General features: G+C 72.4%; 18 protein-coding genes. 16 read left to right on the top strand and 2 right to left on the bottom strand.

Annotated elements, in window-relative coordinates; all coding sequences use genetic code 11:
• Positions 1–57: 57 nt before the first annotated feature.
• Complete coding sequence (rpmB, locus tag ACSTA4_RS04890) at positions 58–243, bottom strand: 50S ribosomal protein L28 (protein WP_013151263.1); 186 nt, start codon at positions 241–243, stop codon at positions 58–60.
• 562 nt (positions 244–805) lie between these two features.
• On the opposite strand from rpmB, the gene recG reads away from it, so the two are divergent.
• From recG to smc, 10 genes are all read left to right on the top strand, one after another.
• The gene (gene recG, locus ACSTA4_RS04895) at positions 806–3,013 is read left to right on the top strand and encodes an ATP-dependent DNA helicase RecG (protein ID WP_444962563.1); all 2,208 of its coding nucleotides are present in this window, start codon (positions 806–808) and stop codon (positions 3,011–3,013) included.
• 186 nt (positions 3,014–3,199) lie between these two features.
• Positions 3,200–3,778 carry a 16S rRNA (guanine(966)-N(2))-methyltransferase RsmD gene (gene rsmD, locus ACSTA4_RS04900; protein ID WP_444962564.1) on the top strand — a complete coding sequence of 193 codons (579 nt, stop codon included), beginning with the start codon at positions 3,200–3,202 and terminating at the stop codon, positions 3,776–3,778.
• Between the two features lie 298 nt (positions 3,779–4,076).
• The gene (gene coaD / locus ACSTA4_RS04905; protein WP_444962565.1) at positions 4,077–4,571 is read left to right on the top strand and encodes a pantetheine-phosphate adenylyltransferase; all 495 of its coding nucleotides are present in this window, start codon (positions 4,077–4,079) and stop codon (positions 4,569–4,571) included.
• A 204-nt stretch (positions 4,572–4,775) separates the two neighbouring features.
• A complete protein-coding gene (locus ACSTA4_RS04910) occupies positions 4,776–5,357 on the top strand; it encodes a YceD family protein (RefSeq protein WP_444962566.1) in 582 nt (193 codons plus the stop codon).
• 137 nt (positions 5,358–5,494) lie between these two features.
• Positions 5,495–5,671, top strand: coding sequence for a 50S ribosomal protein L32 (rpmF, locus tag ACSTA4_RS04915; protein WP_013151268.1), 177 nt, complete (start codon positions 5,495–5,497; stop codon positions 5,669–5,671).
• A gap of 549 nt (positions 5,672–6,220) precedes the next feature.
• Complete coding sequence (rnc, locus tag ACSTA4_RS04920; RefSeq protein WP_416025650.1) at positions 6,221–6,988, top strand: ribonuclease III; 768 nt, start codon at positions 6,221–6,223, stop codon at positions 6,986–6,988.
• A gap of 7 nt (positions 6,989–6,995) precedes the next feature.
• Positions 6,996–7,850: a bifunctional DNA-formamidopyrimidine glycosylase/DNA-(apurinic or apyrimidinic site) lyase gene (gene mutM, locus ACSTA4_RS04925; protein ID WP_444962567.1), complete on the top strand. Its 855-nt coding sequence runs from the start codon at positions 6,996–6,998 to the stop codon at positions 7,848–7,850.
• Positions 7,851–7,936: 86 nt separating this feature from the next.
• Entirely contained in the window at positions 7,937–8,197 is a 261-nt protein-coding gene (locus ACSTA4_RS04930) for an acylphosphatase (RefSeq protein WP_444964099.1), read from the top strand.
• A gap of 355 nt (positions 8,198–8,552) precedes the next feature.
• A complete protein-coding gene (locus ACSTA4_RS04935; protein ID WP_444962568.1) occupies positions 8,553–8,744 on the top strand; it encodes a hypothetical protein in 192 nt (63 codons plus the stop codon).
• A gap of 369 nt (positions 8,745–9,113) precedes the next feature.
• Positions 9,114–12,659, top strand: coding sequence for a chromosome segregation protein SMC (gene smc, locus ACSTA4_RS04940; RefSeq protein ID WP_444962569.1), 3,546 nt, complete (start codon positions 9,114–9,116; stop codon positions 12,657–12,659).
• A gap of 234 nt (positions 12,660–12,893) precedes the next feature.
• Here the strand turns inward: smc and ACSTA4_RS04945 are convergent, their stop codons facing one another.
• The gene (locus ACSTA4_RS04945; protein ID WP_444962570.1) at positions 12,894–15,545 is read right to left on the bottom strand and encodes a S8 family serine peptidase; all 2,652 of its coding nucleotides are present in this window, start codon (positions 15,543–15,545) and stop codon (positions 12,894–12,896) included.
• Between the two features lie 640 nt (positions 15,546–16,185).
• On the opposite strand from ACSTA4_RS04945, the gene ACSTA4_RS04950 reads away from it, so the two are divergent.
• The 6 genes from ACSTA4_RS04950 (at position 16,186) to ffh (ending at position 24,722) form a co-directional block, all read left to right on the top strand.
• A complete protein-coding gene (locus ACSTA4_RS04950; protein ID WP_444962571.1) occupies positions 16,186–17,187 on the top strand; it encodes an ABC transporter substrate-binding protein in 1,002 nt (333 codons plus the stop codon).
• Between the two features lies 1 nt (position 17,188).
• Positions 17,189–18,223: a FecCD family ABC transporter permease gene (locus ACSTA4_RS04955; protein ID WP_444962572.1), complete on the top strand. Its 1,035-nt coding sequence runs from the start codon at positions 17,189–17,191 to the stop codon at positions 18,221–18,223.
• A gap of 130 nt (positions 18,224–18,353) precedes the next feature.
• Positions 18,354–19,538, top strand: a complete 1,185-nt coding sequence (ftsY, locus tag ACSTA4_RS04960; protein WP_444962573.1) for a signal recognition particle-docking protein FtsY — start codon at positions 18,354–18,356, stop codon at positions 19,536–19,538.
• A 470-nt stretch (positions 19,539–20,008) separates the two neighbouring features.
• A complete protein-coding gene (locus tag ACSTA4_RS04965; protein WP_248773629.1) occupies positions 20,009–21,349 on the top strand; it encodes an ammonium transporter in 1,341 nt (446 codons plus the stop codon).
• A 400-nt stretch (positions 21,350–21,749) separates the two neighbouring features.
• Positions 21,750–22,964, top strand: coding sequence for a hypothetical protein (locus ACSTA4_RS04970; protein WP_444964100.1), 1,215 nt, complete (start codon positions 21,750–21,752; stop codon positions 22,962–22,964).
• A gap of 162 nt (positions 22,965–23,126) precedes the next feature.
• The gene (ffh, locus tag ACSTA4_RS04975; RefSeq protein ID WP_444962574.1) at positions 23,127–24,722 is read left to right on the top strand and encodes a signal recognition particle protein; all 1,596 of its coding nucleotides are present in this window, start codon (positions 23,127–23,129) and stop codon (positions 24,720–24,722) included.
• Positions 24,723–25,098: the final 376 nt, after the last annotated feature.

A 25,098-nucleotide genomic window follows, 5' to 3' on the forward strand; every position in this document is an offset into this window, starting at 1 on the left:
AGGCCTCCGACCGAGAGGGTCAGAGGCCTTCATGGAAGGTCCGGAGGGCTGGGAACCCTAGCGGGTCACCTTGCCGGCCTTGATGCACGAGGTGCAGGCGTTCACGCGCTTGGGCGTGCCGCCCACACGGGTGCGGACGGTCTGGATGTTGGGGTTCCAGCGGCGGCGGGTGCGACGGTGCGAGTGGGAAACACTGTTACCGAACCCTGGTCCCTTGCCGCAGACGTCGCAGACAGAAGCCACGGTAACTCCATTCAAGCGCTCGGGATCGCGCACGTCGCCGCACGCGAAGGTTCATCCGACCGGGAGAGGTCGGGCGGACTGGTCGGCGGTGACGCCAACCGTGGAAGGTTACACGAAGGACATGGCCAGGCGCGCGGCGCGGGCCGACGACCGGTGTCCGTACGCGTGATGGCGGGCCGCACCGTGGTCGAGAACGACCCGGGCGAGCGCCGGGAGCATCGAATACGCCACGCGGGCATGGCGGGAACGCGATGAACTTCCACGAGTATATCCCGGTTGGGAGGGGCGGGAACCGCGCGCGAGGAACCGCCGCCGGAATCCGGGGCGCCCGCCCTCCCGGGAGGTGCCCGCCCAGCATTGGGGCGCCCGCCGGAACCGGGGCGCCCGCCCTCCCGGGGGACGCCCTCCAGGACCGATGATCCCGCTGGAACCCGGGGACCCCCGGGCCGGAGGCACAGGCCGCCCCGAGCCCGAGGGCCGGCCGCGGCGGCGGGAAGGCGCGCGAGCGTCGCACCGGAGGACTACCGTGGCGGTGACCGGCGATCCGAGACGGGAAGCACACGTGAGCACCTGGGACGAACCGCTGAGCAGGGGGCCCCTCAGGGGCAAGACGGCCAAGGCCCTCGCCGAGAAGCTCGACCTGCACACCCTCGGCGACCTGCTGCGCTACTACCCGCGCCGGTACGACCGGCGCGGCGACCTGACCGACCTCGCGGCACTGCGCGAGGGCGAGGAGGTCACCGTGCAGGCCCGCGTCCTGGACGCCAAGCGGCGCACCGTGCCCGCGCGGCAGGGGCGGCGCCGCATGGACATGATGGAGGCCACCGTCACCGACGGCACCGGGCGCCTGCACCTGACCTTCTTCAACCGGGGCTCCTACCACCAGGGAGCCCTCGTGCCCGGACGCCTGGCGATGTTCTCCGGCCGGGTCTCCACCTTCAAGGGCCGCCGCCAGCTCGACCACCCCCAGTACGAACTCCTCGACGAGGACGGCCACGAGGGCGAGCGGGCCCGGGCCTACGCCGAGGAGCTGATCCCCGTCTACCCGGCGGTCAAGGGCCTGGACTCCACCACCATCGCCCGCACCGTCGACATCGTCCTCGCCGACGTGGACAGCCTGCCCGACCCGCTGCCCCCCGAACTGCGCGAACGGCGCGGACTCCTCGGCGTCGCCGACGCCCTGCGCCGCATCCACCGGCCCGCGGAGTGGTCCGACGTCGGCGCCGCCCGCCGCCGGTTGAAGTGGGACGAGGCCTTCGTCCTGCAACTCGCGCTCGCCCAGCGGCGCCACCGAGCGGAGGACCTGCCCGCCAAGCCCCGGCCCGGCGCGGTCGGCGGCCTCCTGGACGCCTTCGACGCCCAGCTGCCGTTCACGCTCACCGAGGGTCAGCGGGAGGTGGGCGAACGCCTCGCCGAGCGGCTCGACGCCGCCCACCCCATGCACTGCCTGCTCCAGGGCGACGTCGGCGCGGGCAAGACCCTGGTGGCGCTGCGGGCCATGCTCCGTGTCGTGGACTCCGGCGGCCAGGCCGTCATGCTCGCGCCCACCGAGGTCCTGGCCCAGCAGCACCACCGGTCCATCAGCGCCATGCTCGGCGCGCTCGGCCGCGCGGGGCAGATCGACGGCGCGGAGAACGCCACGCGGGTGGCGCTGCTCACCGGCTCCATGAACGCCGCCTCCCGCCGGGAGGCCCTGCTCGACGCGGCGTCCGGCGCCGCGGGGATCGTCGTGGGCACCCACGCCCTGCTCCAGGAGCACGTGTCCTTCGCCGACCTGGGGCTGGTGGTGGTCGACGAACAGCACCGGTTCGGCGTGGAGCAGCGCGACGCCCTGCGGGAGAAGGCCGTGGACGGGCGCCCCCACGTGCTGGTCATGACGGCCACGCCCATCCCGCGCACCGTCGCGATGACCGTCTACGGCGACCTCGACGTGGTCGCCCTCACCCAGCTGCCCACCGGCCGCGCGCCCGTGTCCACGCACGTGGTGCCCGCGAGCGAGAAGCCGCACTTCCTGGCCAGGGCCTGGGAGCGCATCCGGGAGGAGGCGGGCGGCGGGCACCAGGCCTTCGTGGTCTGCCCGCGGATCGGCGACGACGCCAAGGAGGAGGCGGAGGAGGAGGTCGGCGCGGGCGACGGCGAGGAGGCCGCGGGCGCCCGGCCGCCCCTGGCCGTGCTCGACGTGGCGGCGCGGCTGCGGGAGGGGCCGCTCTCCGAACTGCGCGTGGAGGTCCTGCACGGCCGGATGGCGCCCGACGACAAGGACGCGGTGATGCGCCGGTTCTCGGCCGGGGACACCGACGCCGTCGTCTCCACCACCGTCATCGAGGTGGGCGTGGACGTGCCCAACGCCACAGTGATGGTCATCATGGACGCGGACCGCTTCGGCGTCTCGCAGCTGCACCAGCTGCGCGGCCGGGTCGGCCGGGGTCAGTTGCCGGGGCTGTGCCTGCTGGTCACCGACACCGAGGAGGGCTCCCCGGCGCGTGAGCGGCTGGCCGCGGTGGCCGCGACCACCGACGGCTTCGAACTTTCCCGGGTGGACCTGGAGATGCGCCGCGAGGGCGACGTGCTGGGCGACTCGCAGTCCGGCGCCCGGTCCAGCCTGCGCATGCTCACCCTGCTCAAGGACGAGGAGCTCATCGGGGACGCGCGCGAGGAGGCGACGGCCTACGTGGCGGCCGATCCCGGACTGACCGGGCACCCGCCGCTGGCCCAGGCGCTGGAGACGCTGCTGCCCGAGGAGCGGGCGGAGTACCTGGACAAGGCCTGAACGGCCGGGGCGCCCGGTGGCGCGCCCGGTCGTCCACGGGCCGCGGCGTCGTCCACAGACCGTGGTTGGACCTGGTGCGGCCCGCGCGCCGGGGCCTAACGTGGAAAGCGGGGGGTCCCCGGGCCGCCAGCCTCGTGCTGCCCGCGTACCGGGGCGCCCGCGCACCCCGGCCGCTACCGTGGGGGCATGACCCGCATCATCGCCGGTACGGCCGGTGGACGGCGCATCTCCGTCCCCGAGGGCCGTAACACCCGCCCCACCAGCGACCGGGCCCGCGAGGCGCTGTTCTCCTCCGTCCAGTCCGACCTCGGCTCCCTCGACGGTGTCCGGGTGATGGACCTGTACGCGGGCTCGGGGGCCATCGGCCTGGAGGCGCTGTCCCGGGGCGCCGCGCACGCGCTGCTGGTGGAGGCCGACCGCCGGGCGGCCCAGGTGCTGCGGGGCAACATCCAGACGCTCGGGCTCCCCGGGGCGCGACTGGTCGCCGACCGCGTGGAGCGGGTGGTCGGCGCGGACAACACCGGCGACCCCTACGACCTCGTCGTCGCCGACCCGCCCTACGCCGTCACCGACGCCGAGGTCGCCGGGGTGCTGGCCGACCTGGTCGGCCGCGGCTGGCTGGCCGAGGACGCCGTGGTCGTCGTCGAACGCTCCAAGCGCGGTGCCGAACCCTCCTGGCCCGAGGGCCTGGAGCGCGACCGCAGCCGGGGGTACGGGGAGGCGGTCCTCTGGTACGCCCACCCGTCGCCCACCACCCTCACCTGACGCCTGCGGCGCGGTACTTCCGTGCCTGTCGCCCACCCCCCAAACCTCGTCCCAGGCCCCGGCGCGCCTCCCGGGCGACGGCGGGAAGCGGGGTTAGAACACGGCCAGGAGGAGGTCGCCGGTTCGGGAGGGGAAGCCCGCTTCGGCCGTCATGGCAGGTGGTGCGCCCAAAGCGCGCACACGTCCCGACCACGGACGGAGACGACCGCTAAACGGGTGTTGCCCGAATCCGCGCGGGGGCCAAGCCCTACCATCGCGGTACCCGAACGTCGTTCGTTGCTGAAAGGGGCGATCCACCGTGCGCCGTGTCGTCTGCCCGGGTTCCTTCGACCCGGTGACCTACGGTCATATCGACATCATCGGCCGGGCGGCCAAACAGTACGACGAGGTCGTCGCCGCCGTGCTCAACAACGTCAACAAGCGCGGCCTGTTCACGGTCCCGGAGAAGCTCGACATGCTCCGGGAGGGCACCGCCGGGTTCGACAACGTCCGGGTCAGCGAGTTCGACGGCCTCCTCGTCGACTTCTGCCGGGAGAACGGCATCGAGACCATCGTCCGCAGCCTGCGCTCGGTCAGCGACTTCGACTACGAGCTCCAGATCGCCCAGATGAACTACCAGCTCTCCGGCGTGGAGACCGTGTTCATGACGGCGAACCCGCAGTACTCCTTCCTGTCCTCCAGCCTCGTGCGCGAGATCGCCCAGCACCGCGGGGACGTCTCCAGCCTGGTCACTCCCTACGTCCAGGAGCGCCTGCGCGAGAAGTACGCGCAGAGGAGGTCCGAGGGCCTCTGATCCGGGCCCCGGGAGTTCGGCTCCGCCGCCCGTCCCGCCCACCGGGCCGGGGCTGATTTGGGCGGCAGGGTACATGCTGGGTACAATCTCGGTTTGACCATGGGTACCGTCGGTTCTCGGCGTGCCCCGACACCGGCCGCGCCCGTCGCACGCGATGCCTCCCGCGCGTGCCGGTGCTGCGCCCGCAATCCTCGTGAAAGCCCGATGACCCTGTCTCGCCTAGATCCTCGTGACCCGTTCGTGGTCGACACCCGCCAGCTGGGCCGCCAGCCGGGGTCGATGCGGACCGTCAACCGCATCGTCACCGTCCCCGAGGCGTTCGCCACGGCGATGGCGGCCGTGCCCGAGGGCAGCGAGGTCGAGTTGGACCTGCGCCTGGAGGCGGTGATGGAGGGAGTCCTCGTCACCGGCACCGTCCGCGGCCAGCTCACCGCGGAGTGCTCGCGCTGTCTGGACCCGATCTCGGACGGCGTCGAGGCCGGATTCCAGGAGCTGTACCGCTACTCCGCCGACGACGACGTGGTGGCGGGGGCGGACGAGGACGCGGACGACGAGGATGAGGACTACTATCTGGAGGGCGATCTCCTCGACCTCGGACCCGTGGTCCGAGACGCCGTCGTGCTCGCGCTCCCGCTCACACCGTTGTGCGGTCCGGACTGCCCCGGCCTGTGCTCCGAGTGCGGTGCCAAACTCGCCGAGGCCGGGCCCGACCACGGCCACGGCGACAACATCGACCCGCGCTGGGAGGCGCTCCGCGACATCGCGGACGACCCCGGCGAACGATGAGCTCGTGCACCGATCGCGGACGGCCGCCCCCGGGCGAGCCCCCGCCGACCGGGGCACACCTTCCCCGCCACAGTGCGCGGGGTGACCGAGAGAAGCGACCTCCCGCGACCGCGCGGGGGTGACCCAGGAGGATTGAAGTGGCCGTCCCGAAGCGGAAGATGTCGCGGAGCAACACCCGGACCCGCCGTTCCCAGTGGAAGGCGTCGCGCCCGGTGCTGGTCAACTGCCCGCGCTGCCGCGACCCCAAGCAGCCCCACATCGCGTGCCCGACCTGCGGCACCTACAACAACCGCCAGGTCACCAACCCGGCCTAGGCGCGCCGTGGATCACATCGTTGGTCCTGCGCACCGCAGCCGAACGCGTCCGGCGGATGACGGGTCCCGGGTCCTCGCACCCGGTTCCCCAGCCATCTCGGGGCGGATCCCGCACAGGGGTCCGCCCCGAAGTGCTGTCACCGGTCGACGGGCGGCCGGAGCGTCCGTGCCCGCGCACGTGCTGAGTCGCGTGCCCGTGCCCGTGCCGCTCCGCGTGCGCGGCGGGTGCCCGCGCCGGTGCGGGCGGTGTCCGCGCGGATTCGGCCCCCCGTCCTCGTACTCCTTGAGCGCCGCCGTACGCGGGTTTGTAGAGTGATCCCAAGGAACAAAGCGTGATACACGACGAGCACCGGCGCGCGGGAGCGTGCGCGCGCCGCACGGCGGTCCGGGCTCTCCCGGGTTCCCGAGTTCGTGGTGGTTGCCGGGGGAGCGGAGCCTCCCGCGACGGTCACCTCGTTTTCGAGCACCCTGACGGAGCCGCGGGGGCCGCACCCGACTCCAGCAGTCCGCGCGCCGCAGCCCGGCGCGTACGAACAGGGAAGTGAACGAGTGGCCAACCAACTCCCCGTCTCCGAAGCCAAGGCGTTCCACCAGGCCATCGGGGTCGAAGTCGATCCGAAGATCCTGCTCAGGGCGCTGACCCACCGCTCCTACGCCTACGAGAAGGGCGGCCTGCCCACCAACGAGCGCCTGGAGTTCCTCGGGGACTCCGTGCTCGGCCTGGTGGTCACCGACACCCTCTTCCGCAAGCACCCCGACCTGCCCGAGGGGCAGCTGGCCAAGCTGCGCGCCGCCGTGGTCAACATGCGCGCCCTGGCCGACGTCGCACGGGGGCTGGGCGTCGGCGCCTACATCCGGCTCGGCCGCGGTGAGGAGGGGACCGGGGGCCGCGACAAGTCCTCGATCCTCGCCGACACCCTGGAGGCCGTCATCGGCGCCGTCTACCTGGACCGCGGCCTGGACGTGGCCTCGGAGTTCGTGCACCGCCTCTTCGACCCGCTCATCGCCACCGCCTCCGGGCTGGGCGCGGGCCTGGACTGGAAGACCTCCCTTCAGGAGCTGACCGCGGCCGAGATGCTGGGCGTCCCCGAGTACCACGTGGACGAGAGCGGGCCCGACCACCAGAAGACCTTCCGCGCGACGGTCCGCGTCGCGGGGGAGAGCTACGGTCTGGGTGAGGGGCGCAGCAAGAAGGAGGCCGAGCAGCAGGCCGCCGAGTCCGCGTGGAAGGCCATCAAGGCCCGCTCCGAGGCCGCCGCCAGCGCGGCGGGCGGCGCGGGCGCGGCCGGTGCCGTCCCCGGCGACGGGCAGGGGTGAGGCGGCCGTGCCCGAACTCCCCGAGGTCGAGGTCGTCCGTCGAGGCCTGGCCGAACACGCCCTGGGCCGCACCGTCGGCGCCGTCGAGGTCCTGCACCCCCGCGCGGTGCGCCGCTACCTGCCCGGACCCGCCGACTTCGCCGCCCGCCTGTCGGGCCGCGTGCCCACCGCCGCGCGGCGCCGCGGCAAGTACCTGTGGCTCGTCCTGGACAGCGGCGAGATGCTCCTCACCCACCTGGGCATGAGCGGGCAGATGCTGGTCCAGCCCGAGGGCAAGCCCGACGAGAGGCACCTGCGGGTGCGCCTGCCCCTGTCGGACGGCACCGAGCTGCGCTTCGTCGACCAGCGCACCTTCGGCCACCTGATGGTGGACGTGCCCGGGGCGCGCGAGGACGTGCCCTCGTCGGTGGACCACATCGCCCTGGACCCGCTGGACCCCGACTTCGTCGCCGAGGACTTCGTGCGGGCGCTGCGGGCCCGGCGCACCGAGGTCAAGCGGGCTCTGCTGGACCAGTCGCTGATCAGCGGGGTGGGCAACATCTACGCCGACGAGGCGCTGTGGCGGTCCAGGCTGCACTGGGCGCGCTCCACGCGGGGGCTGTCCGACGCCGAGGCGGTGGAGCTGCTGGGTCACGTGGGCCAGGTGATGAACGAGGCCCTGGAAGTGGGCGGCACCACCTTCGACGGCCTCTACGTCAACGTCAACGGCGAGAGCGGCTACTTCGAGCGCGGGCTCAACGCCTACGGCCGCCGCGACCGCCCGTGCGGGCGGTGCGGCGCCCTGATCGTGCGCGAGGCGTTCATGAACCGCTCCTCCTACAGCTGTCCGACCTGCCAGAGGGCGCCCCGCGGCCGGAAATAAGGCCCCTTTGGCGTGTCGGCAAGCAAAGTATGTCTGCCAGGTAAGTAAGGAGTCCGTCCGTGGGGGACGAGGTCGAGGCCGTCCGGATGACCGCGTGGGTGCGCGGGCACGTGCAGGGCGTGGGTTTCCGCTGGTGGACGCGGTCCAAGGCGCTGGAACTGGGCCTGGTCGGGGCGGCGACTAACCTCCGGGACGGCCGCGTCGAGGTGGTCGCCGAGGGTTCCAGGAACGCGTGCGAGCGGCTTCTTGGCCATCTCCGGGGCGGTGCAACACCCGGTCGTGTGGACTCCGTGGTCGAACGTTGGTCCTCGTCTGGGGGGACGTTCACCGGATTCGACGAACGGTGAGTATGCTTGTGGGGTAACGCGATTCGAGCACACCGCGCGACCGCGGCGGTCCCCAGGGGCTCGCGGCAGGGTCTCGCGGGGTGTGAGGCGACCATCGTGCGGCCGGTCCGCGTGTTCCGGCCGGACCGGGGTAGCCGTGTTCGGATCGTGCGCTGCCACCTGCCCAGGATACCTGTCCGGGGCGTGGCCGTTACGGACTGTCGTAATCCAATCTTGACCAGCGGCGCGCACAGTGAGACTCTGGAAGACACATCGCGCAGATCTTCCACCCGGGCCGGACCACCATCGGTCGGCTTTCCACGGGACATCACGTGCGCGGATCATCACTGGTCACTCAGTGTGGAGGACCCACATCATGGCGAAGGCTCTGTTTGGCCACGTCGGCGTCTCCGACCCTCGGATAGTCTCGGAGGTGCGGCGGCTCCAGAACCGGGTACGCGACCTCGAGGACGAGATCAGCCGTCTCCAGGCACAGAACGACCAGCTCAGCATGGCCGTCACCGATGCCGCCTCCGGCGCGACCGACCGCGAGCCGGCGCTCGCCTGACCTGACGCCGTCGACGTTTCGGGCGCAGCCAGAGCTGCTCTTTCCGATGTGGTCGACCCACTGACGGGGACGCCGAACACACGAGTCAGGCGTCCCTGGCCGGGACCGTCGACGGGCCGGGTCCGCTGTCCTCAGTCCGCCTCGCCGCAGACTTTCCTTTCCCTTGCGGCTCTTTTTACCGTTGTACCCGGCGGGCCCTTCCACAACCCTCCGTGTCCGCCGGACATCCCCCTCCTTTCCCGCCCGGGCGCGGGTCCCAAGGCCGTCCGCTCGGGGACACCAGGCAGAACCCCACCCTCCGGTCACCGCTTCGTGGCACCCTTAGGTGGTCGCGCTGTGTATCAACGGTGACCGTCGTGGGAGGTGTGGGTGTACCTGAAGAATCTGACGCTGCGCGGCTTCAAGTCGTTCGCGTCGGCCACCACCTTGCGTTTCGAGCCCGGGATCACCTGTGTGGTCGGTCCCAACGGCTCTGGCAAGTCCAACGTGGTGGACGCCCTGTCCTGGGTGATGGGGGAGCAGGGGGCCAAGTCCCTGCGCGGCGGCAAGATGGAGGACGTCATCTTCGCGGGCACCTCCACCCGCCAGGCGCTGGGCCGCGCCGAGGTCAGCCTCACCATCGACAACACCGACGGTGCGCTGCCCATCGACTACACCGAGGTCACCATCCGGCGGACCATGTTCCGCAACGGCGGCTCGGAGTACGCCATCAACGGCGACACCTGCCGCCTCCTGGACATCCAGGACCTGCTCAGCGACTCCGGCATCGGCCGTGAGATGCACGTCATCGTCGGCCAGGGGCAGCTGGACACCGTCCTGCACGCCGGTCCCGAGGAGCGCCGCGCCCTCATCGAGGAGGCCGCGGGCATCCTCAAGCACCGCAAGCGCAAAGAGAAGGCGATCCGCAAGCTCAACGCGATGCAGGGCAACCTGGACCGGGTCACCGACCTCACCGCGGAGCTGCGCCGCCAGCTCAAGCCCCTGGGCCGCCAGGCGGAGCTGGCCCGCAGGGCCGCCGTCATCCAGGCCGACCTGCGCGACTCCCGCCTGCGCCTGCTCGCCGACGACATCGTCACGCTCACCGGTCAGCTGGCCAAGGAGGAGGCGGACGAGAAGGAGGTCCTCGCCCGTCGCGGGGCCGCCGAGGCCGCCCTCGCCCAGACCCAGGAGCGCGAGACCGAGCTGGAGGCGCAGGCCGCCGAGGCCGCGCCCGCCCTGGCCCGCGCCCTGGAGACCTACCACGCGCTGTCGCGCCTGACCGAGCGCCTGGACGCCGTGCGCGGCCTGGCCAACGAGCGCCACCGCAACCTGGCCTCCGTCTCCGACGAGCCCGTCCACCGCCGCGACCCCGAGGAACTGGAGATGGAGGCCGAGGAGGCCGCCGCCCAGGAGGAGGAGCTGCTCACCCGGCTGGAGGAGGCACGCGAGGCCCTGGAGGCCACCGTCACCGAGCGCTCCGCGGCCGAGGACGCCCTGCACCGCGAGGAGAAGCGGCTGGAGGCCGCCAACCGCGCTTCCGCCGAGCGCAGGGAGGGCCTCGTGCGGCTGTCCGCGCGGGTGGAGAGCCTGCGCGGCCGACTCGCCTCGAACGGGGACGAGATCACCCGGCTTGAGGAGTCCGCCCGCCAGGCCGCCGAACGCGCGGAGCGGGCCCAGGCCGAGTACGAGATGGCCGCCGAGGAGGCCGCCGGTCTCGACGAGGGCGACGCCGAGCTCGACGCCGCCCAGGAGGAGGCGGCCCGCCGCCTGTCCGAGGCCGACGCCGGGATCAACCGGCTGCGCGACGCCGAGCGCACCGCCGAAGGGGAGCGGGCCGCGCTCGCCGCGCGCAAGGAGGCCCTGGAGCTGGGGCTGGCGCACAAGGACGGCGCCGACACCCTCCTGGGCGCCGACCTGCCGGGGATGCTCGGCAGCCTCGCCGCCCTCGTCCAGGTCGAGTCCGGCCAGGAGACCGCCGTGGCCGCGGCCTTCGGCACGGCCGCCGGAGCGGTCGCGGTCAGCGACCCCGACACCGCCGTGGCCGCGCTCGACCTGCTCCGGTCCGAGGACGCGGGCCGCGCCGGGATCGTCATCGCCCAGGCCGTCCCCTCGGTGCCCCGGGGGGAGTGGCCCGCGCTGCCCTCCGGGGTCCGCTACGCCCTCGACGCCGTAGTCGCCCCCGAACACCTGGCCGGAGCGGTCACCGCCCTACTGGACCGCACCGCGCTGGCGGCCGACGCCCGCGCCGCCCGCGACCTGGTCCGCAAGGTCCCCGGCGTGCGCGCCGTCACCCCCGAGGGGGACGTGTTCTCCGCCGCGCTGGTGCACGGCGGTTCGGCCGCCGCGCCGAGCCTGCTGGAGGTCCAGGCGGCCGTGGACGAGGCGGCCGGGAGGCTGGAGACGGCCACCGAGGCCGCCGGGCGGATCGCCGCCGAACTGGAGGAGCGCAGGCGCGAGCGCGCCGACCTGGCCGCCGAGGTCGAGGAGCTGACCGCGCGCCGCCGCCAGGGCGACCGCAGGCGCAACGAGTCCGCGCAGCGGCTGGGCAAGCTGGGCGGGCAGGCCCGTTCCGCCGAGGCCGAGTCCGAGCGGTACGCGGCCGCCGCCGCCAAGGCCGCCGCCGCGCGCGGCGAGGAGGCCGCCAAGCTGGAGCGGCTGGAGGAGGAGCTGGCCGAGGCCGAGGAGGTGGCCGCCTCCATCGAGGAGGACGCGCCGGACCCCGAGACCCGCGACGAGCTCGCCGCCCAGGCCTCGCGGGCCCGCGCCACGGAGATGGAGCGCCGCCTGTCGGTGCGCACCGCCGAGGAGCGCGCCCGCTCGATCGAGGGCCGCGCCGAGCAGCTGCGCGCCCAGGCCTTCGAGGAGCGCCGCGCCATGGAGCGCGCCGCCGAGCGCCGTCGCACCCGCGCCGCGCAGGCCACCATCGCCGAGGCCGCCGCCGAGGGCGCCCGCCTGGCCCTGGAGCGGATCGCGGTGTCCCTGGCCGCGGCCGAGGCCGAGCGCACCGCCGCCGAGGCGGACAAGGAGGCGCGCGACGCCGAGCTGCGGACCGTGCGCGCCCGCGTCCGCGAGCTGTCCGTCGACCTGGAGAAGCTGACCAGCTCGGCGCACAGCGGCGAGGTGGCCCGGGCAGAGCGCCGCCTGCGCCTGGAGCAGCTGGAGGTCAGGGCGAGTGAGGAGATGGGCGTGGACGTGCCCACCCTCGTCGCCGAGTACGGGCCGAACGTGCCCGTGCCCCCTCCGGGCGACGCCGAGGAGGACGCGGTCCCGCTGCCGTACGTGCGCGAGGTGCAGGCCAAGCGGGCCAAGGCCGCCGAGCGCCAGCTCAACCAGCTGGGCAAGATCAACCCGCTCGCGCTGGAGGAGTTCGCGGCGCTGGAGGAGCGGCACGCCTTCCTCAACGCCCAGCTGGAGGACCTCAAGAAGACCCGCCGGGACCTGATGGACATCGTCCAGGAGGTCGACGCCCGGGTGCAGGAGGTGTTCTCCTCCGCCTACCTGGACGTGGAGCGGGAGTTCGCGGCGATCTTCGGGCGGCTCTTCCCCGGGGGCGAGGGGCGGCTGCTGCTCACCTCGCCCGAGGACATGCTGACCACCGGTGTGGAGGTGGAGGCCCGTCCGCCCGGCAAGAAGGTCAAGCGCCTGTCGCTGCTCTCCGGCGGCGAGCGCTCCCTGACCGCGGTGGCCTTCCTGGCCGCGATCTTCAAGGCCCGGCCGTCCCCGTTCTACGTGATGGACGAGGTCGAGGCGGCCCTGGACGACACCAACCTCCAGCGCCTGCTGGTGATCTTCGAGGAGCTGCGGGCCGCCTCGCAGCTGATCGTGATCACCCACCAGAAGCGCACCATGGAGGCGGCCGACGCGCTGTACGGCGTGACGATGCAGGGTGACGGCATCTCCCAGGTGATCAGCCAGAAGCTGGAGCGCCCCGCCTGACGCACGGCCGGGGCCGCCCTCCCGGAGGGGAGGGCGGCCCCGGCCGCGAACCCCGGCCCGCGGCCGGAGTCCGGCCCCGGCCGTCGGGGGTTTGGTTCGGGCGCCCGCGGGGTTCTGGAGGTGCTGGAGGTGAGGCTGCGAGGAACGAGCCGTCTCACCGGAAGCGCCGAAGGTTCCCGCTCTCCGGGCGCCCGAACACGGGGCGAAGCGAAGCGGAGCCCCAAAGGGGCACGGCTAGCCGCGGTCGATGGTGATGACCGGGGAGGTCCAGGTCTCCCAGTGGTCGGGGTTGTCCGGGTCGCCGAGCGCCTTGAGCGCGCGGGCCTCCAGGCGGTACCGGCCGTCCCGGACCGGGGTGATCCGGTCGTGGCGGTCCAGGACCGTGCCGTCCCACGCGTAGCTGAAGAACGACGTCCCGGTCGCGCTGCGGTTCACGTGGTCCACCGACACCCCGACGTTGCGGTCCGGGTGCACGGGGCGCCCGGTGCGCTCGTCGACGACGGTCATCTCCAGCAGCGTGACGTGGTGGTCGAAGTGCGCGATGACGTACGGGACGTCGGGCAGGCCGTCGGTCCACTCCAGGGTGTAGGTGGCGCCGTCGGGCTGGTTCTCGAACGTGCCGCCGCCCTCGCCCACGCACTCCAGGCCGGAGAACGCGCCGCACTCGGTGATCTTGGTCAGCCACGGCAGTTCGAGCACGTTGCCGCTGCCGTCGGTGATCGGGGTCATCGCCTCGATCTGCTGGTAGTCGCCGTTGTAGGCGGCGTAGGGGACGCGGTAGGTCTCGCCGCCGGTCTCGGCCACGGAGACGTAGCCGCCGTAGATCATCTGCGCGAAGTCCTGGGCGGGCGGGGTGAAGGTCACCTGCACCTCGGCCGTGCCGCCCGGGGCGACGGTCACCTCGTCCCGGTCGAAGGCCACCTGGGCGGAGGCGTCGTTGTAACCGGGGGTGAAGGTGTTGCCGTGGGTGCCCAGGGCGCTCTGGTGGTCCAGGGTGTAGGTGGCCTCCTCGTCACCGTCGTTGGCGATGGTGATCGTCTCGGTCACCTCGCCCTCGGTGGCGCCCAGGGACAGCTTGCCCGGGGTCACGGCGGTGGTGGCCAGCACGGCGCCGGGCACGTCCATCATGCCCGCGCCCTGTCGGTGGACGTTGTCGGTGTAGCCCGCGTCGGGGTCGCCCCACCAGGCCTTGGGGTCGGCGCTGTTCTGGAGGACGTCGCGCACCTCGTGCGCGCCGAGGTCGGGGCGGGCCTCCAGCAGCAGCGCGACGCCGCCCGCCACGTGCGGCGAGGACATCGAGGTGCCGCTGATGGTGGCGTAGCCGCCCTTGGCCATGGGGTAGGTGGAGTTGATCAGGCCGCCGGGCGCGCCGATGTCCGGCTTCAGGGCCAGGTCGGGGGACAGGCCGAAGGAGCTGAAGGAGCTGATCAGCCCGCCGGTCGGGTTGGGGATGGTGGTGCTCTCACCGGTCCAGGACAGGGTGACGGGCTCGTCGCCCTCCAGGAGTTCCAGCAGGTGGGCACCGGAGGTGTCGGAGATCCCGATGGAGAACGCGCCCTGGTCGACGATGCCGCTGCCCGCGAACATGCCGGGGACGTTGTTGTACATCACCACGCCGGTGGCGCCCGCGGACACGGCCGCGTCGTACTTCTCGGCGAAGGTGCACGCGCCGCGCACCATGAGGGCTGTTCTGCCCTCGGGGTCGGCCTCCAGCTCGTCGCCCAGGGACGGGCAGCCCCGTCCGACGTGGACGAGTTCGTCGGTCTCGCCCGAGGTGGGCGGCGGGGAGGCCTCGCCCATCTCCATGTAGGCCAGGGTCTCGCCGCTGGGGTTGGCGGTCGCCGACGCGGACCGGATGTGGGTGTTGTCGTAGGAGGCGACGCCGATCACGTCCTCGCCCAGGCCGGGGGCGCCAGCGGAGTACAGGCCGGTGTCGCCCTCGTTGCCGATGGAGGCGACCACGACCATGCCCTCGGCGACGAGGTTGTCGGAGGCGACCGCGGTGGGGTACTGCGGCCAGGAGTGCGCCGAGCCGATGCTCATGTTGAGCACGTCCATGTCGTCGGCCAGGGCCCGCTCCATGGCGGCGATCATGATGTCGGAGGTGGTGGAGCCCTCGCAGCCGAACACCTTGTAGGCGCCGAAGTCCACGCCGGGCGCCACACCGGTGACCTCGCCCCGGGCGCCGACGATCCCGGCCACGTGGGTGCCGTGGCCGTGGCAGTCCTGGGGGTCGTCGTCGGGGGCGGGCACGGTGGTGGGGTCGCCCGCGTTGAAGTCGTCGCCGACGAAGTCGTACCCGGTGACCACCCGGTCGTTCGGGAAGCCGCCGCCGCCCAGGTCGGGGTGGGTGTAGTCGACTCCGGTGTCCATGACGGCCACGCGCAGTCCCTCGCCGGTGAGGCCGAGTTCGTTCTGGGCGATGTCGGCCCCGGTCATCGGCAGCGCGGTGTCCAGGTCGGGGACGCCGGCGTCGCCCTCGGGGACCTCGTAGGTGACGACGGGGTAGATGGCGCTGACACCGGGGATCTCCCGTGCCGTGCCCACCTGTGCGTCGTCCATCTCCACGGAGAAGCCGTTCCAGAGGTCGCCGAACGAGTGCCGTTCGGTGTACTCCAGGCCCGTCTCCTCGGCCTCGGCGCGGAACGCCTCGTGCTCGTTCTCGACCTGTGCCGAGGAGGTGCCGGCGGTGGTCGGGGGGCTCTCCAGTTCGATGAACCACAGGCCGTCCGCCTGGTGGGTCAGTTCGCCGTTCTCGGCGGAGGGAGCGGGGTGCAGGGGGGCGAGCTCGGAGGCGTCGTCGGCGCTGGCCGGTGCGGCCGCGACCAGGCCCGCGACGAGTGTCAACCCGGCGAGCGACGCCAGGCGCGTGCGGTGGGGTACCACCTTGTCAACACATCCCTTCTCGGTGCGCGCCTCAGGACACCGGGGGAGCGGGAGTACCCCACTGGGTACGACTGTGGTGCTCAGGGGGATACGCCGCTTAATGTCCGTCATCGGTTAATCGGCGCGCATAGCAACGAGATCATTGCCGTGCGCCATGAAAGTGTCAATGCTCACCAAGGCTCAATCTGGACACACGGGGGCCTGAACCATCCCTCTGCTTTACAGACATAATCAAAACGGTCATTCTTCTCTTTTTTCGCGAAAGCAATAAAAGATGCGAAAGGGGATGGCCCGTCCCCGCGCGGCGACCTCCCGGCCTCCCCGCCGCGAAGGAGCGCGGCCCCGCCGGGGAAAGCGCAGGCCAGAGTAGCCGCCGGGGCGTCCGCGGGGGTGCGCGGCGGGCCGAGTAGGCTGGAGGTTCCGGGCCGCCCACGGGCGGCCCGACCGGTGTCGACGGAGCGAAGTCCGGTAGCGCGGCCACAACCGGCCGTCCAACCCGGCGCTGTCCCGCAACTGTGAGGCCCCCTCGGGGGACGAGCCAGGTCGCCTCCCCGACACCGACGTCCCCGTCCTCGTGGGAAGGACAGGCCGCCTCCGTCGGGACCGCGCAGCTCCTTCCCCCCGCCCGACAAGGAGCACCGTGCGGACCGCACGCCACCTTTCCCCCGTCCTTCTCGGCGCCGTGCTCGCCCTGACCGCCTGCGGTGCACAGGACGGCGGCGAGCCCGAGGCCGAGCCCGCCACCGAGGCCGCCTCCGTCCCCTGCGGGCCCCCGGAGCCCGACCCCGAGCGCCTGTCCGTGGGCGACGGCACCTTCCCCGTCACCGTCACCGACGCCACCGGCGAGGTCACCGTCGAGGAGGCCCCCGAGCGGATCGTCTCCCTGTCGGCCAGCCACACCGAGATGCTCTTCGCCATCGGCGCGGGCGACCGGGTCGAGGCCGCCGACGAGTACTCCGACTACCCGGAGGAGGCCCCCACCACCTCGCTGAGCGGCTTCGAGCCCAGCGTGGAGGCCATCACCGAGTACGACCCCGACCTGGTCCTGCTCGCCCGCAGCGCCGAGGCGACCGCCGACCAGCTGGAGGACGTCGGCGTCCCGTCGCTGGTCCTGGACGCCGCCCAGGACCTGGAGGGCACCTACGCCCAGATCCGCATGCTCGGCGACGTCACCGGCCACACCGAGGAGGCCGACGCCGAGGCCACCCGGGTCGAGGACGAGTTCAACGCGATCGTCGAGGGCGTGTGCGAGGAGACCGGCGACGCCGGCCTGTCCTTCTACCAGGAGCTCGACGAGACCTCCTACTCCGCCACCTCCGACACCTTCGTCGGCCAGATCTACGCGTCCTTCGGCCTGGTCAACATCGCCGACGCGGCCGACGCCGACGGGGCCGCGGGCGGCTACCCGCAGCTGTCCCAGGAGTACGTCGTGGAGCAGAACCCGGACCTGATCTTCCTGTCCTACGGGGACGAGTCGACGGTCGCCGACGTGGCCGGGCGCCCGGCCTTCGGCACCGTCGCCGCGGTGGAGAACGACGCCGTCTACCTGCTCGACGCCGACATCGCCTCCCGCTGGGGGCCGCGCGTGGTCGAGTTCGCCGAGCTGGTCGGCCGGGCCGTCACCGAGAACGCGGCGGACTGACGTGCGGGGCGGTGTCGGCCTCCCGCTGGGGTGGGTCGCGGGCGGGCTGGCCGTGCTGCTCGCGGCGGCCCTGCTCGGCGTCTCCGCCGGAGCGGCCTCCCTCTCCTCGGCCGACATCGCCCGGCACCTGCTCAGCCTCCTGCCGTTCGGTACGCGGTCCCCCCTCACCGAACGGGAGGCGGCCGTCCTGGTGGAGCTGCGCCTGCCGCGCGTGGTGATGGGCGCGCTCGTCGGCGCCCTCCTGGCCACCGCGGGCGGCGCCTACCAGGGCGTGTTCCGCAACCCGCTGGCCGACCCCTACCTCCTCGGCGCCGCCGCCGGGGCCGGGCTCGGCGCGACGACGGTCATCGTCTTCGGCGCGCAGTTCAGCGACTCCCCGCGCGCCCTGGTCCCGGTCGCCGCGTTCGCGGGCGCCCTGCTCGGCGTGGCCGCCGCCTACCTGCTCGGGTCCACCGCGGGCGGGGGCGGCACCGCCGCGCTCGTCCTGGCGGGCGTGGCCGTCTCCTCGTTCCTGTCCGCCGCCCAGACCCTCGTCCAGCAGATGGGCGTGGACGAACTCCAGCGCATCTTCGCCTGGCTGCTCGGCGGACTCGGCAGGGGCGGCTGGGACGACGTGCGGCTGGTCGCCCCGTACGCGGTGGTCGGGCTGGTCGTCCTGCTGGCCAGCGGCTACCTGCTGGACATGCTCGCCCTGGGCGACGACAAGGCGGTCAGCCTGGGACTGAACCCGGCCGCCGTGCGCATCGTGGTGATCAGCGCCGCGTCCCTGGCCACGGCCGCCGCGGTGTCGGTGAGCGGCCTGATCGGCTTCGTGGGGATCGTCGTCCCGCACGTCGTGCGCCGCCTGGTGGGCTCCAACTACCGGGCGATCCTGCCGGTCACCGTGCTCCTCGGCGGCGCCTTCCTGGTCCTGGTGGACATCGTCGCCCGGACCCTCATCGCCCCCGCGGAACTGCCCATCGGCGTGGTCACCGCCTTCCTCGGCGCGCCCTTCTTCGTGCTCATCCTGCGCACCACGCGCCACCGCGGCACCTGAGACCCCGCTGTCACCGGTGGTTCCGGGGTGTCCGGGAAGGGGAGGGGTCCACCGGTACTCGCTTCGTTCCCGGCGCGCCACCCGGCCGTGACGCGAACGCGTCGCACACTCTGGAACACTGGAAGGTGCTATGGACATCACCTTGCTCGTCGCCATCATCATCACCGTCGTGCTCCTGGCCGCCGGTGGGTTCTTCCTGGTCACGACCCGGCGCTCGGTCGAACCGGGCAAGGACGAGACCGAACCCGAACCCACCGGCGGCTCCGCCGGGGCCACCGCCGTGGAGGACCGGGAACGGGACTCGGGGACCGTCAGCACGCCCCCCGCCCAGGCGCCCCCGCCCGTGCGGGAGACCGTCGAACCCGCCCCGCCGGAGCTGGAGACCCCGCCGCCCTCGGCCGGGCGCATGGTCCGCCTGCGCGCGCGCCTGGCCCGCTCGCAGAACGCCTTCGGCAAGGGCCTGCTCAACCTCCTGTCCTCCGACTCCCTGGACGAGGACACCTGGGAGGAGATCGAGGACACCCTCATCACCGCCGACATCGGCGTGGCCTCCGCCGCGCAGATCGTGGAGAACCTGCGTACCCGCGTCAAGGTCCTGGGCACCCGCGGCACGGAGGAGGTGCGGGCGCTGCTGCGCGAGGAGCTGCTCGCCCAGATCACCACCGAGGCCGACCGCGCCGTGCACACCGGCCCGCACGGCGGACGCCCGGGCGTGGTCATGGTCGTCGGGGTCAACGGCACCGGCAAGACCACCACCACCGGCAAGCTGGCCCGCGTCCTGGTCGGCGACGGCCGCAGCGTCGTGCTCGGCGCCGCCGACACCTTCCGCGCCGCCGCCACCGAGCAGCTGGAGACCTGGGGCAGCCGCGTGGGCGCCCCGGTCGTGCGCAAGGAGGAGGGCGCCGACCCCGCCAGCGTGGCCTTCGACGCCGTGGCGCGGGGCGTCGAGGAGGGCGCCGACACCGTCATCATCGACACCGCCGGACGCCTGCACACCAAGACCGGGCTCATGGACGAGCTGGGCAAGGTCAAGCGGGTCGTGGAGAAGAAGTCCCAGGTGGACGAGGTCCTGCTCGTCCTGGACGCCACCACCGGGCAGAACGGCCTGCGCCAGGCCCGGGTGTTCGGCGAGGTCGTCAACGTCACCGGCATCGCCCTGACCAAGCTCGACGGCACCGCCAAGGGCGGCATCATCGTGCAGGTCCAGCGCGAACTGGGCGTGCCGGTCAAGCTCGTCGGGCTCGGCGAGGGCCCCGACGACCTGGCCCCCTTCGACCCCGAGGTCTTCGTGGACGCGATCCTGTCCACGGAGTGACGGGGGACCCGACGACGCACGGCCGGACATCCGCAAGGGTGTCCGGCCTTTTCGTACCCGGCCTCCCGGTGTCCGCGCCTCTCGCGACCGGCCCTCCGCCGACCGGAACACGGATGTGACGCACGACACGCGGCGGAAACTCCGGTGCAACACGGGGGCGCCGGTACCTGACCGCGCCCGCGCCGATCCCGTGAGATGTCACCTTTCGTGACCACGGAATCGCTCTCCGGTGGTGTGACGGGGGTCGCTCTGTGTCGGTGCACGTGCGTTCGCGCGGACTGCGGCTTCGGTTCATGACGCCTTAACACTGCCGTCTGTCCTTTTACCGGCGCGCAACACACCGGGTCCTGGCGAGAAACACCCCGGTCCGACAGTTGCCTGCGTGGTGTTCTGCATCGGGCCCGATGATGCGCTCGCTGACCGCCGCCCTCACAGACACAATCCCCCGTCCGTCCTATGGAGGCGACGCAATGATTGACTCCGGCAACACGGCGTGGCTGCTGATCAGCGCAGCCCTCGTGATGCTCATGACCCCGGGCCTGGCCTTCTTCTACGGAGGCATGTCACGGGCCAAGAGCGTCCTCAACATGATGCTGATGAGCTTCGCGAGCATCGCGGTCGTGAGCGTGCTCTGGGTCGTCATCGGCCACTCGCTCACCTACTCCGACGGGCCCGGGGCGCTCGACACCTTCATCGGCGGCCTGGACTACGTCGGCCTGTCCAACCTGATCGGTGAGATCGAGCCCGCGGCCGAGGACGGCACCGGCGGCTACCCGCTGCTGGTCGACGCCGGATTCCAGATGATGTTCGCGGTCATCACCGTGGCCCTCATCAGCGGTGCCATCGCCGACCGCGCCAAGTTCGGCGCCTGGCTGCTGTTCGTCCCGGTCTGGGCGCTCCTGGTCTACTTCCCCGTCGCCCACTGGGTCTGGGGCGAGGGCTGGATCGAGCAGCTGGAGATCGGCGGCTACACGGTCATCGACTTCGCGGGCGGCACCGCGGTGCACATCAACGCCGGCGCCGCCGCGCTGGCCCTGACCTTCGTCCTGGGCCGCCGCAAGGGCTTCGGCTCGGAGTCGATGCGCCCCCACAACCTGCCGTTCGTCCTGCTGGGCACCGCGCTCCTGTGGTTCGGCTGGTTCGGCTTCAACGCGGGCTCGGCCTACGCCGCCGACGGCACCGCCGCCCTGGCCCTGGTCAACACCCAGGTCGCCACCGCCGCCGCCACCGGCGCCTGGATGCTCGTCGAGCGCTTCCGCTACGGCAAGGTCAGCGCACTGGGCTTCGCCTCCGGCGCAGTCGCGGGCCTGGTCGCCATCACCCCGGCCGCCGCCAACGTCACGCCGCTCGGCGCCATCGCCGTCGGCCTGCTCTCCGGTGCGGTCTGCGCCTACGCCATCAGCTGGAAGTTCAAGTTCAAGTACGACGACGCGCTCGACGTGGTGGGCATCCACATGGTCGGCGGCATCGTCGGCTCCCTGGTCCTCGGCCTCGTCGCCGCGGGTGTGGCGGGCGGCTCCGACGGCCTGCTCTACGGCGGCGGCATCGGCCTGCTGGCCGTCCAGACCATCGCCGTGATCGGCGTCATGCTCTACTCCTTCGCCGTCACCTGGGTCATCGCCAAGGTCATCCACCTCGTCATCGGGTTCCGCATCCCCGAGGAGGTGGAGACCAACGGGCTCGACCACGAGCTGCACGCCGAGTCCGCCTACGCCTTCGACGAACTCGACGAGCTCGAGGACGCGACGGAAGCGGTCTCCCTGCCGACGCCTCCGGGCGGGGAGACGGCCTCGCCGAAGGCCAAGGCCTAGACCTCAGCGTCGAGGCCGCGGGCCTTGCGCCACTGACCCGGCGAGGTGTCCAGGGGCTGACGGAGAGAGATCTCCGTCAGCCCCGTTCGTGTGCTCAGCCACTTTTCATGGCATATATGGGCATTTCTGGCACCGTATTGGCTGTGGCCTGTGTATCCGTTCGGTACCCTCTGAGCGGTACGGCGGTAGAGCCCGGGCGCACGGCGCCCGACCGACGGCTCCGCCACGCGGGCGGCCCCGTTCCCGGCTCCCCCGAACAAGGGGCACGCGGCACAACCGGGAGCCGCGCATTCGCATCCCACACCAGGAACGGGTCGGGGACCGGCGCGTCCACCCCGCCGTCCACCCGGAAACCATGCTGATTCGTACAGTGCCCCACATGTCGGGGTCAGGAGGCAAGATGGCGCCGGTTAGTCACATCACGGGTCGCAGAGGCGGCCGCGTGGCCCTCGCCGCCGCGGGCGCGGTCGTCGCCCTCGGCTTGTCCGGCTGCTCCATCGACCTCAGCCACCTGCGCCCCGGGGGCGGCGGCGAGGAGGAGCCCAGCCCGGAGGCCGCCGAGCCGGTGGCCGCGGCGCCGCTGATGGAGCAGGCCCTGGCCGACCTGGCCGCCTACCCGGCGCTCACCGCCACCGGGCAGGTGGCCGAGAGCGTCGGCTCCGCCGACGTGCGCGACGCCTCGCTGACCGTCGCCGACAGCGGCACGGCCAGCGGCACCGTCCGCGCCAACGGCATCGAGGCCGAGCTGATCAGCGCGGACGGCAGGATGTTCCTGCGCGCAGCGGAGGACTTCTGGCTCGACCAGGGCGTCTTCAGCCCCGACTTCGACGACTTCGACGGGAACTGGGTGCGGGCCTCCTCGGCCCAGGCCGGGTTCAACCCGAGCGCCGCCCTGGCCCCGCCGGAGCTCTCCGCCATCCTGGGCGGCATCGAGCTGGACTCGGAGGAGGCCGTCGAGGAGAACCTGGACGGCACGCTCACCTACCGGATCGACCTGGCGGGCGAGCGCAACCAGGTCTGGATCAACGCCGAGACCAGCCAGATCCAGCGCATCGCCATCGAGGAGCTCGTCCCCGAGGAGGCCGAGACCGGACCCCAGGTCCGCCTTGACCTGGCCGAGGCCGAGACCGCCGCCGTCGAGGAGCTCTACGACGGCGTCACCACCGCCACCGAGGAGGAGCTGACCTCCTCCCGGGACGCCCGCATCGAGGTCGGTTGGGAGGGCAGCCCCTCCATGACGTGCGAGGACGGTCCCAACTGCACCTGGACCGGGACCGTGCGGGACGCGGGCGGCGACGGCAGCGGCGAGGTGGCAGTGAGCATGGACGTCACCTTCAGCAACGCCGACATCGGCGAGCAGAACTGCGAGGACAGCGGCACCCTGGAGGCGGGCGGCACGCTGGAGCTCTCGTGCAGCGCCGACTACAACATCGTCAGCTCCGTCCAGCAGACCTACCCCATCGACGGTGAGGCCCAGCTGTCCACGCGCGGCCTGACCGGCGGCCAGCAGGAGGAGATGCTGGCCGCCCTCGCCGAGCAGCGCGAGGCCACCCTGTCGGGCGGGGCCTCCCCCTCCGAGGAGGCGTCGGAGACGGCCGAGGAAGAGGGCGACTAGAGGTACCCGCGGGGCGCGGCTTCGAGCGCACGGCGGCCGAGGGCGGGGACGGTGTCCCCGCCCTCGGCCGTGTTCCGGCCCCGCCCGCCTCGTGATACTGCGAGGTGATCCCGGCCCGGTAGGCTGGGAGACCAACTCCGAGACGAAGGACTGGCCACACTCGTGTTCGAGACGCTTTCCGACCGGCTGACATCGGTCTTCTCCTCGCTGCGCGGTAAAGGGCGCCTGTCCGAGGAGGACATCAACGCGACCGCGCGGGAGATCCGTCTCGCGCTGCTGGAGGCGGACGTCGCGCTGCCGGTGGTCCGCGAGTTCATCGCGCGGATCAAGGAGCGCGCCCGGGGCGAGGAGGTCTCCAAGGCCCTCAACCCGGCTCAGCAGGTCATCAAGATCGTCAACGAGGAACTGGTCGGGATCCTCGGCGGCGAGACCCGGCAGATCCGCTTCGCCAAGAACCCGCCGACCGTGATCATGCTCGCGGGCCTCCAGGGCGCCGGTAAGACCACCCTGGCGGGCAAGCTCGCCCGGTGGCTGGCCGCCGACCGCAACACGCCGCTGCTGGTCGCCGCCGACCTCCAGCGCCCCAACGCCGTCACGCAGCTCCAGGTGGTCGGTGAGCGCGCCGGGACCCCCGTGTTCGCGCCCGAGCCCGGCAACGGCGTCGGCGACCCCGTCCAGGTCGCCCGCGAGTCCGTCGAGCACGCCCGCCGCAACAACCACAACGTGGTGATCATCGACACCGCCGGCCGTCTCGGCGTGGACAGCGAGATGATGCAGCAGGCCGCGGACATCCGCGACGCGGTCGACCCGGACGAGATCCTCTTCGTCGTCGACGCGATGATCGGCCAGGACGCGGTCAACACCGCGCAGGCCTTCCTCGACGGGGTCGGCTACGACGCGGTCGCGCTCACCAAGCTCGACGGCGACGCGCGCGGCGGCGCGGCCCTGTCCATCCGCCACATCACCGGCCGTCCCATCATGTTCGCGTCCACCGGCGAGAAGCTGGAGGACTTCGACCTCTTCCACCCGGACCGGATGGCCTCGCGCATCCTGGACATGGGTGACGTCCTCACCCTCATCGAACAGGCCCAGCGCACGTTCGACGAGGCCGAGGTCGAGAAGATGGCCTCGACCATGGCGTCGGACGAGGACTTCACGCTCGACGACTTCCTCCAGCAGATGCAGATGGTCCGCAAGCTCGGCCCGATCGGCAACCTGCTCGGCATGATGCCCGGCATGGGCCAGATGCGCGAGCAGATCGACAGCATCGACGACAAGGACCTGGACCGCATCCAGGCCGTCATCCAGTCGATGACCCCGGGCGAGCGCGCCAACCCCAAGATGATCAACGGCTCGCGCCGCCTGCGCATCGCCAACGGTTCGGGCACCCAGGTCAGCGATGTCAACGGCCTGGTCACCCGCTTCTTCGAGGCGCAGAAGATGATGCGCAAGATGAAGAGCGGCGGCGGCATGCCGGGTATGCCCGGGATGCCGGGCATGGGCGGCGCCAACCGCAAGAAGGCCAAGGCCCAGGCGAAGAAGGCCAAGAAGGGCAAGCAGCGCAGCGGCAACCCGATGAAGGCCCGCCAGCAGGAGGTCGACCGCGCGGCCGAGCGCCAGCGACGCCAGGAGGAGGGCGGCCAGCAGCCGCCGCAGCTGCCCCCGGGTCTGGGGGGCGGCGGCCAGCCCACGCTCCCGCCCGGCTTCGGCGGCCCCAACATGCCCGACCTGTCCAACTTCAAGCTGCCCAAGAAGTAGGCGCGGCCGGTACCGGCCCTCGCGCCCGTCGGCCGAGGGGCCGAGCGCTACCATGCGTGTGGCGCAGCCCACCGCACCGCGGACGCGGGCGGGCCTTGGCCCGCCCGCGTGCCCGTCTCCTCGGAGGCGGGCGGTTGGCGCCGCCCGGGAGACCGGGCGGGGCGGCCCGTCCACGTTCCGGGGACGGGCCGCCTCCGTGTCCGCCACCGATCCGTACGCGGGTGTCGCCGGTGTCGTGTCCGGGGAACACGTCCGCGTCTGGCACAATGAGTAGTCGACTAACGGTGCCGGGCCAGCCCTCTAACTAGCCCGCCACCCACGTCTGTCCCGTCGGGTGCCGCAACCCCACGTGGTTTCGCCGCCGGGCGCCTTACAC

This window comes from Nocardiopsis sp. M1B1 (genome assembly GCF_052466615.1).

Bases quoted from the DNA above. Each gene is read 5' to 3' on its own strand.
- ACSTA4_RS04910 (WP_444962566.1), top strand. From the start codon at position 4,776: ATGACCCTGTCTCGCCTAGATCCTCGTGACCCGTTCGTGGTCGACACC.
- ACSTA4_RS04970 (WP_444964100.1), top strand. From the start codon at position 21,750: ATGGCGCCGGTTAGTCACATCACGGGTCGCAGAGGCGGCCGCGTGGCC.
- ACSTA4_RS04935 (WP_444962568.1), top strand. From the start codon at position 8,553: ATGGCGAAGGCTCTGTTTGGCCACGTCGGCGTCTCCGACCCTCGGATA.
- ACSTA4_RS04965 (WP_248773629.1), top strand. From the start codon at position 20,009: ATGATTGACTCCGGCAACACGGCGTGGCTGCTGATCAGCGCAGCCCTC.
- ftsY (WP_444962573.1), top strand. From the start codon at position 18,354: ATGGACATCACCTTGCTCGTCGCCATCATCATCACCGTCGTGCTCCTG.
- rsmD (WP_444962564.1), top strand. From the start codon at position 3,200: ATGACCCGCATCATCGCCGGTACGGCCGGTGGACGGCGCATCTCCGTC.
- ACSTA4_RS04930 (WP_444964099.1), top strand. From the start codon at position 7,937: ATGACCGCGTGGGTGCGCGGGCACGTGCAGGGCGTGGGTTTCCGCTGG.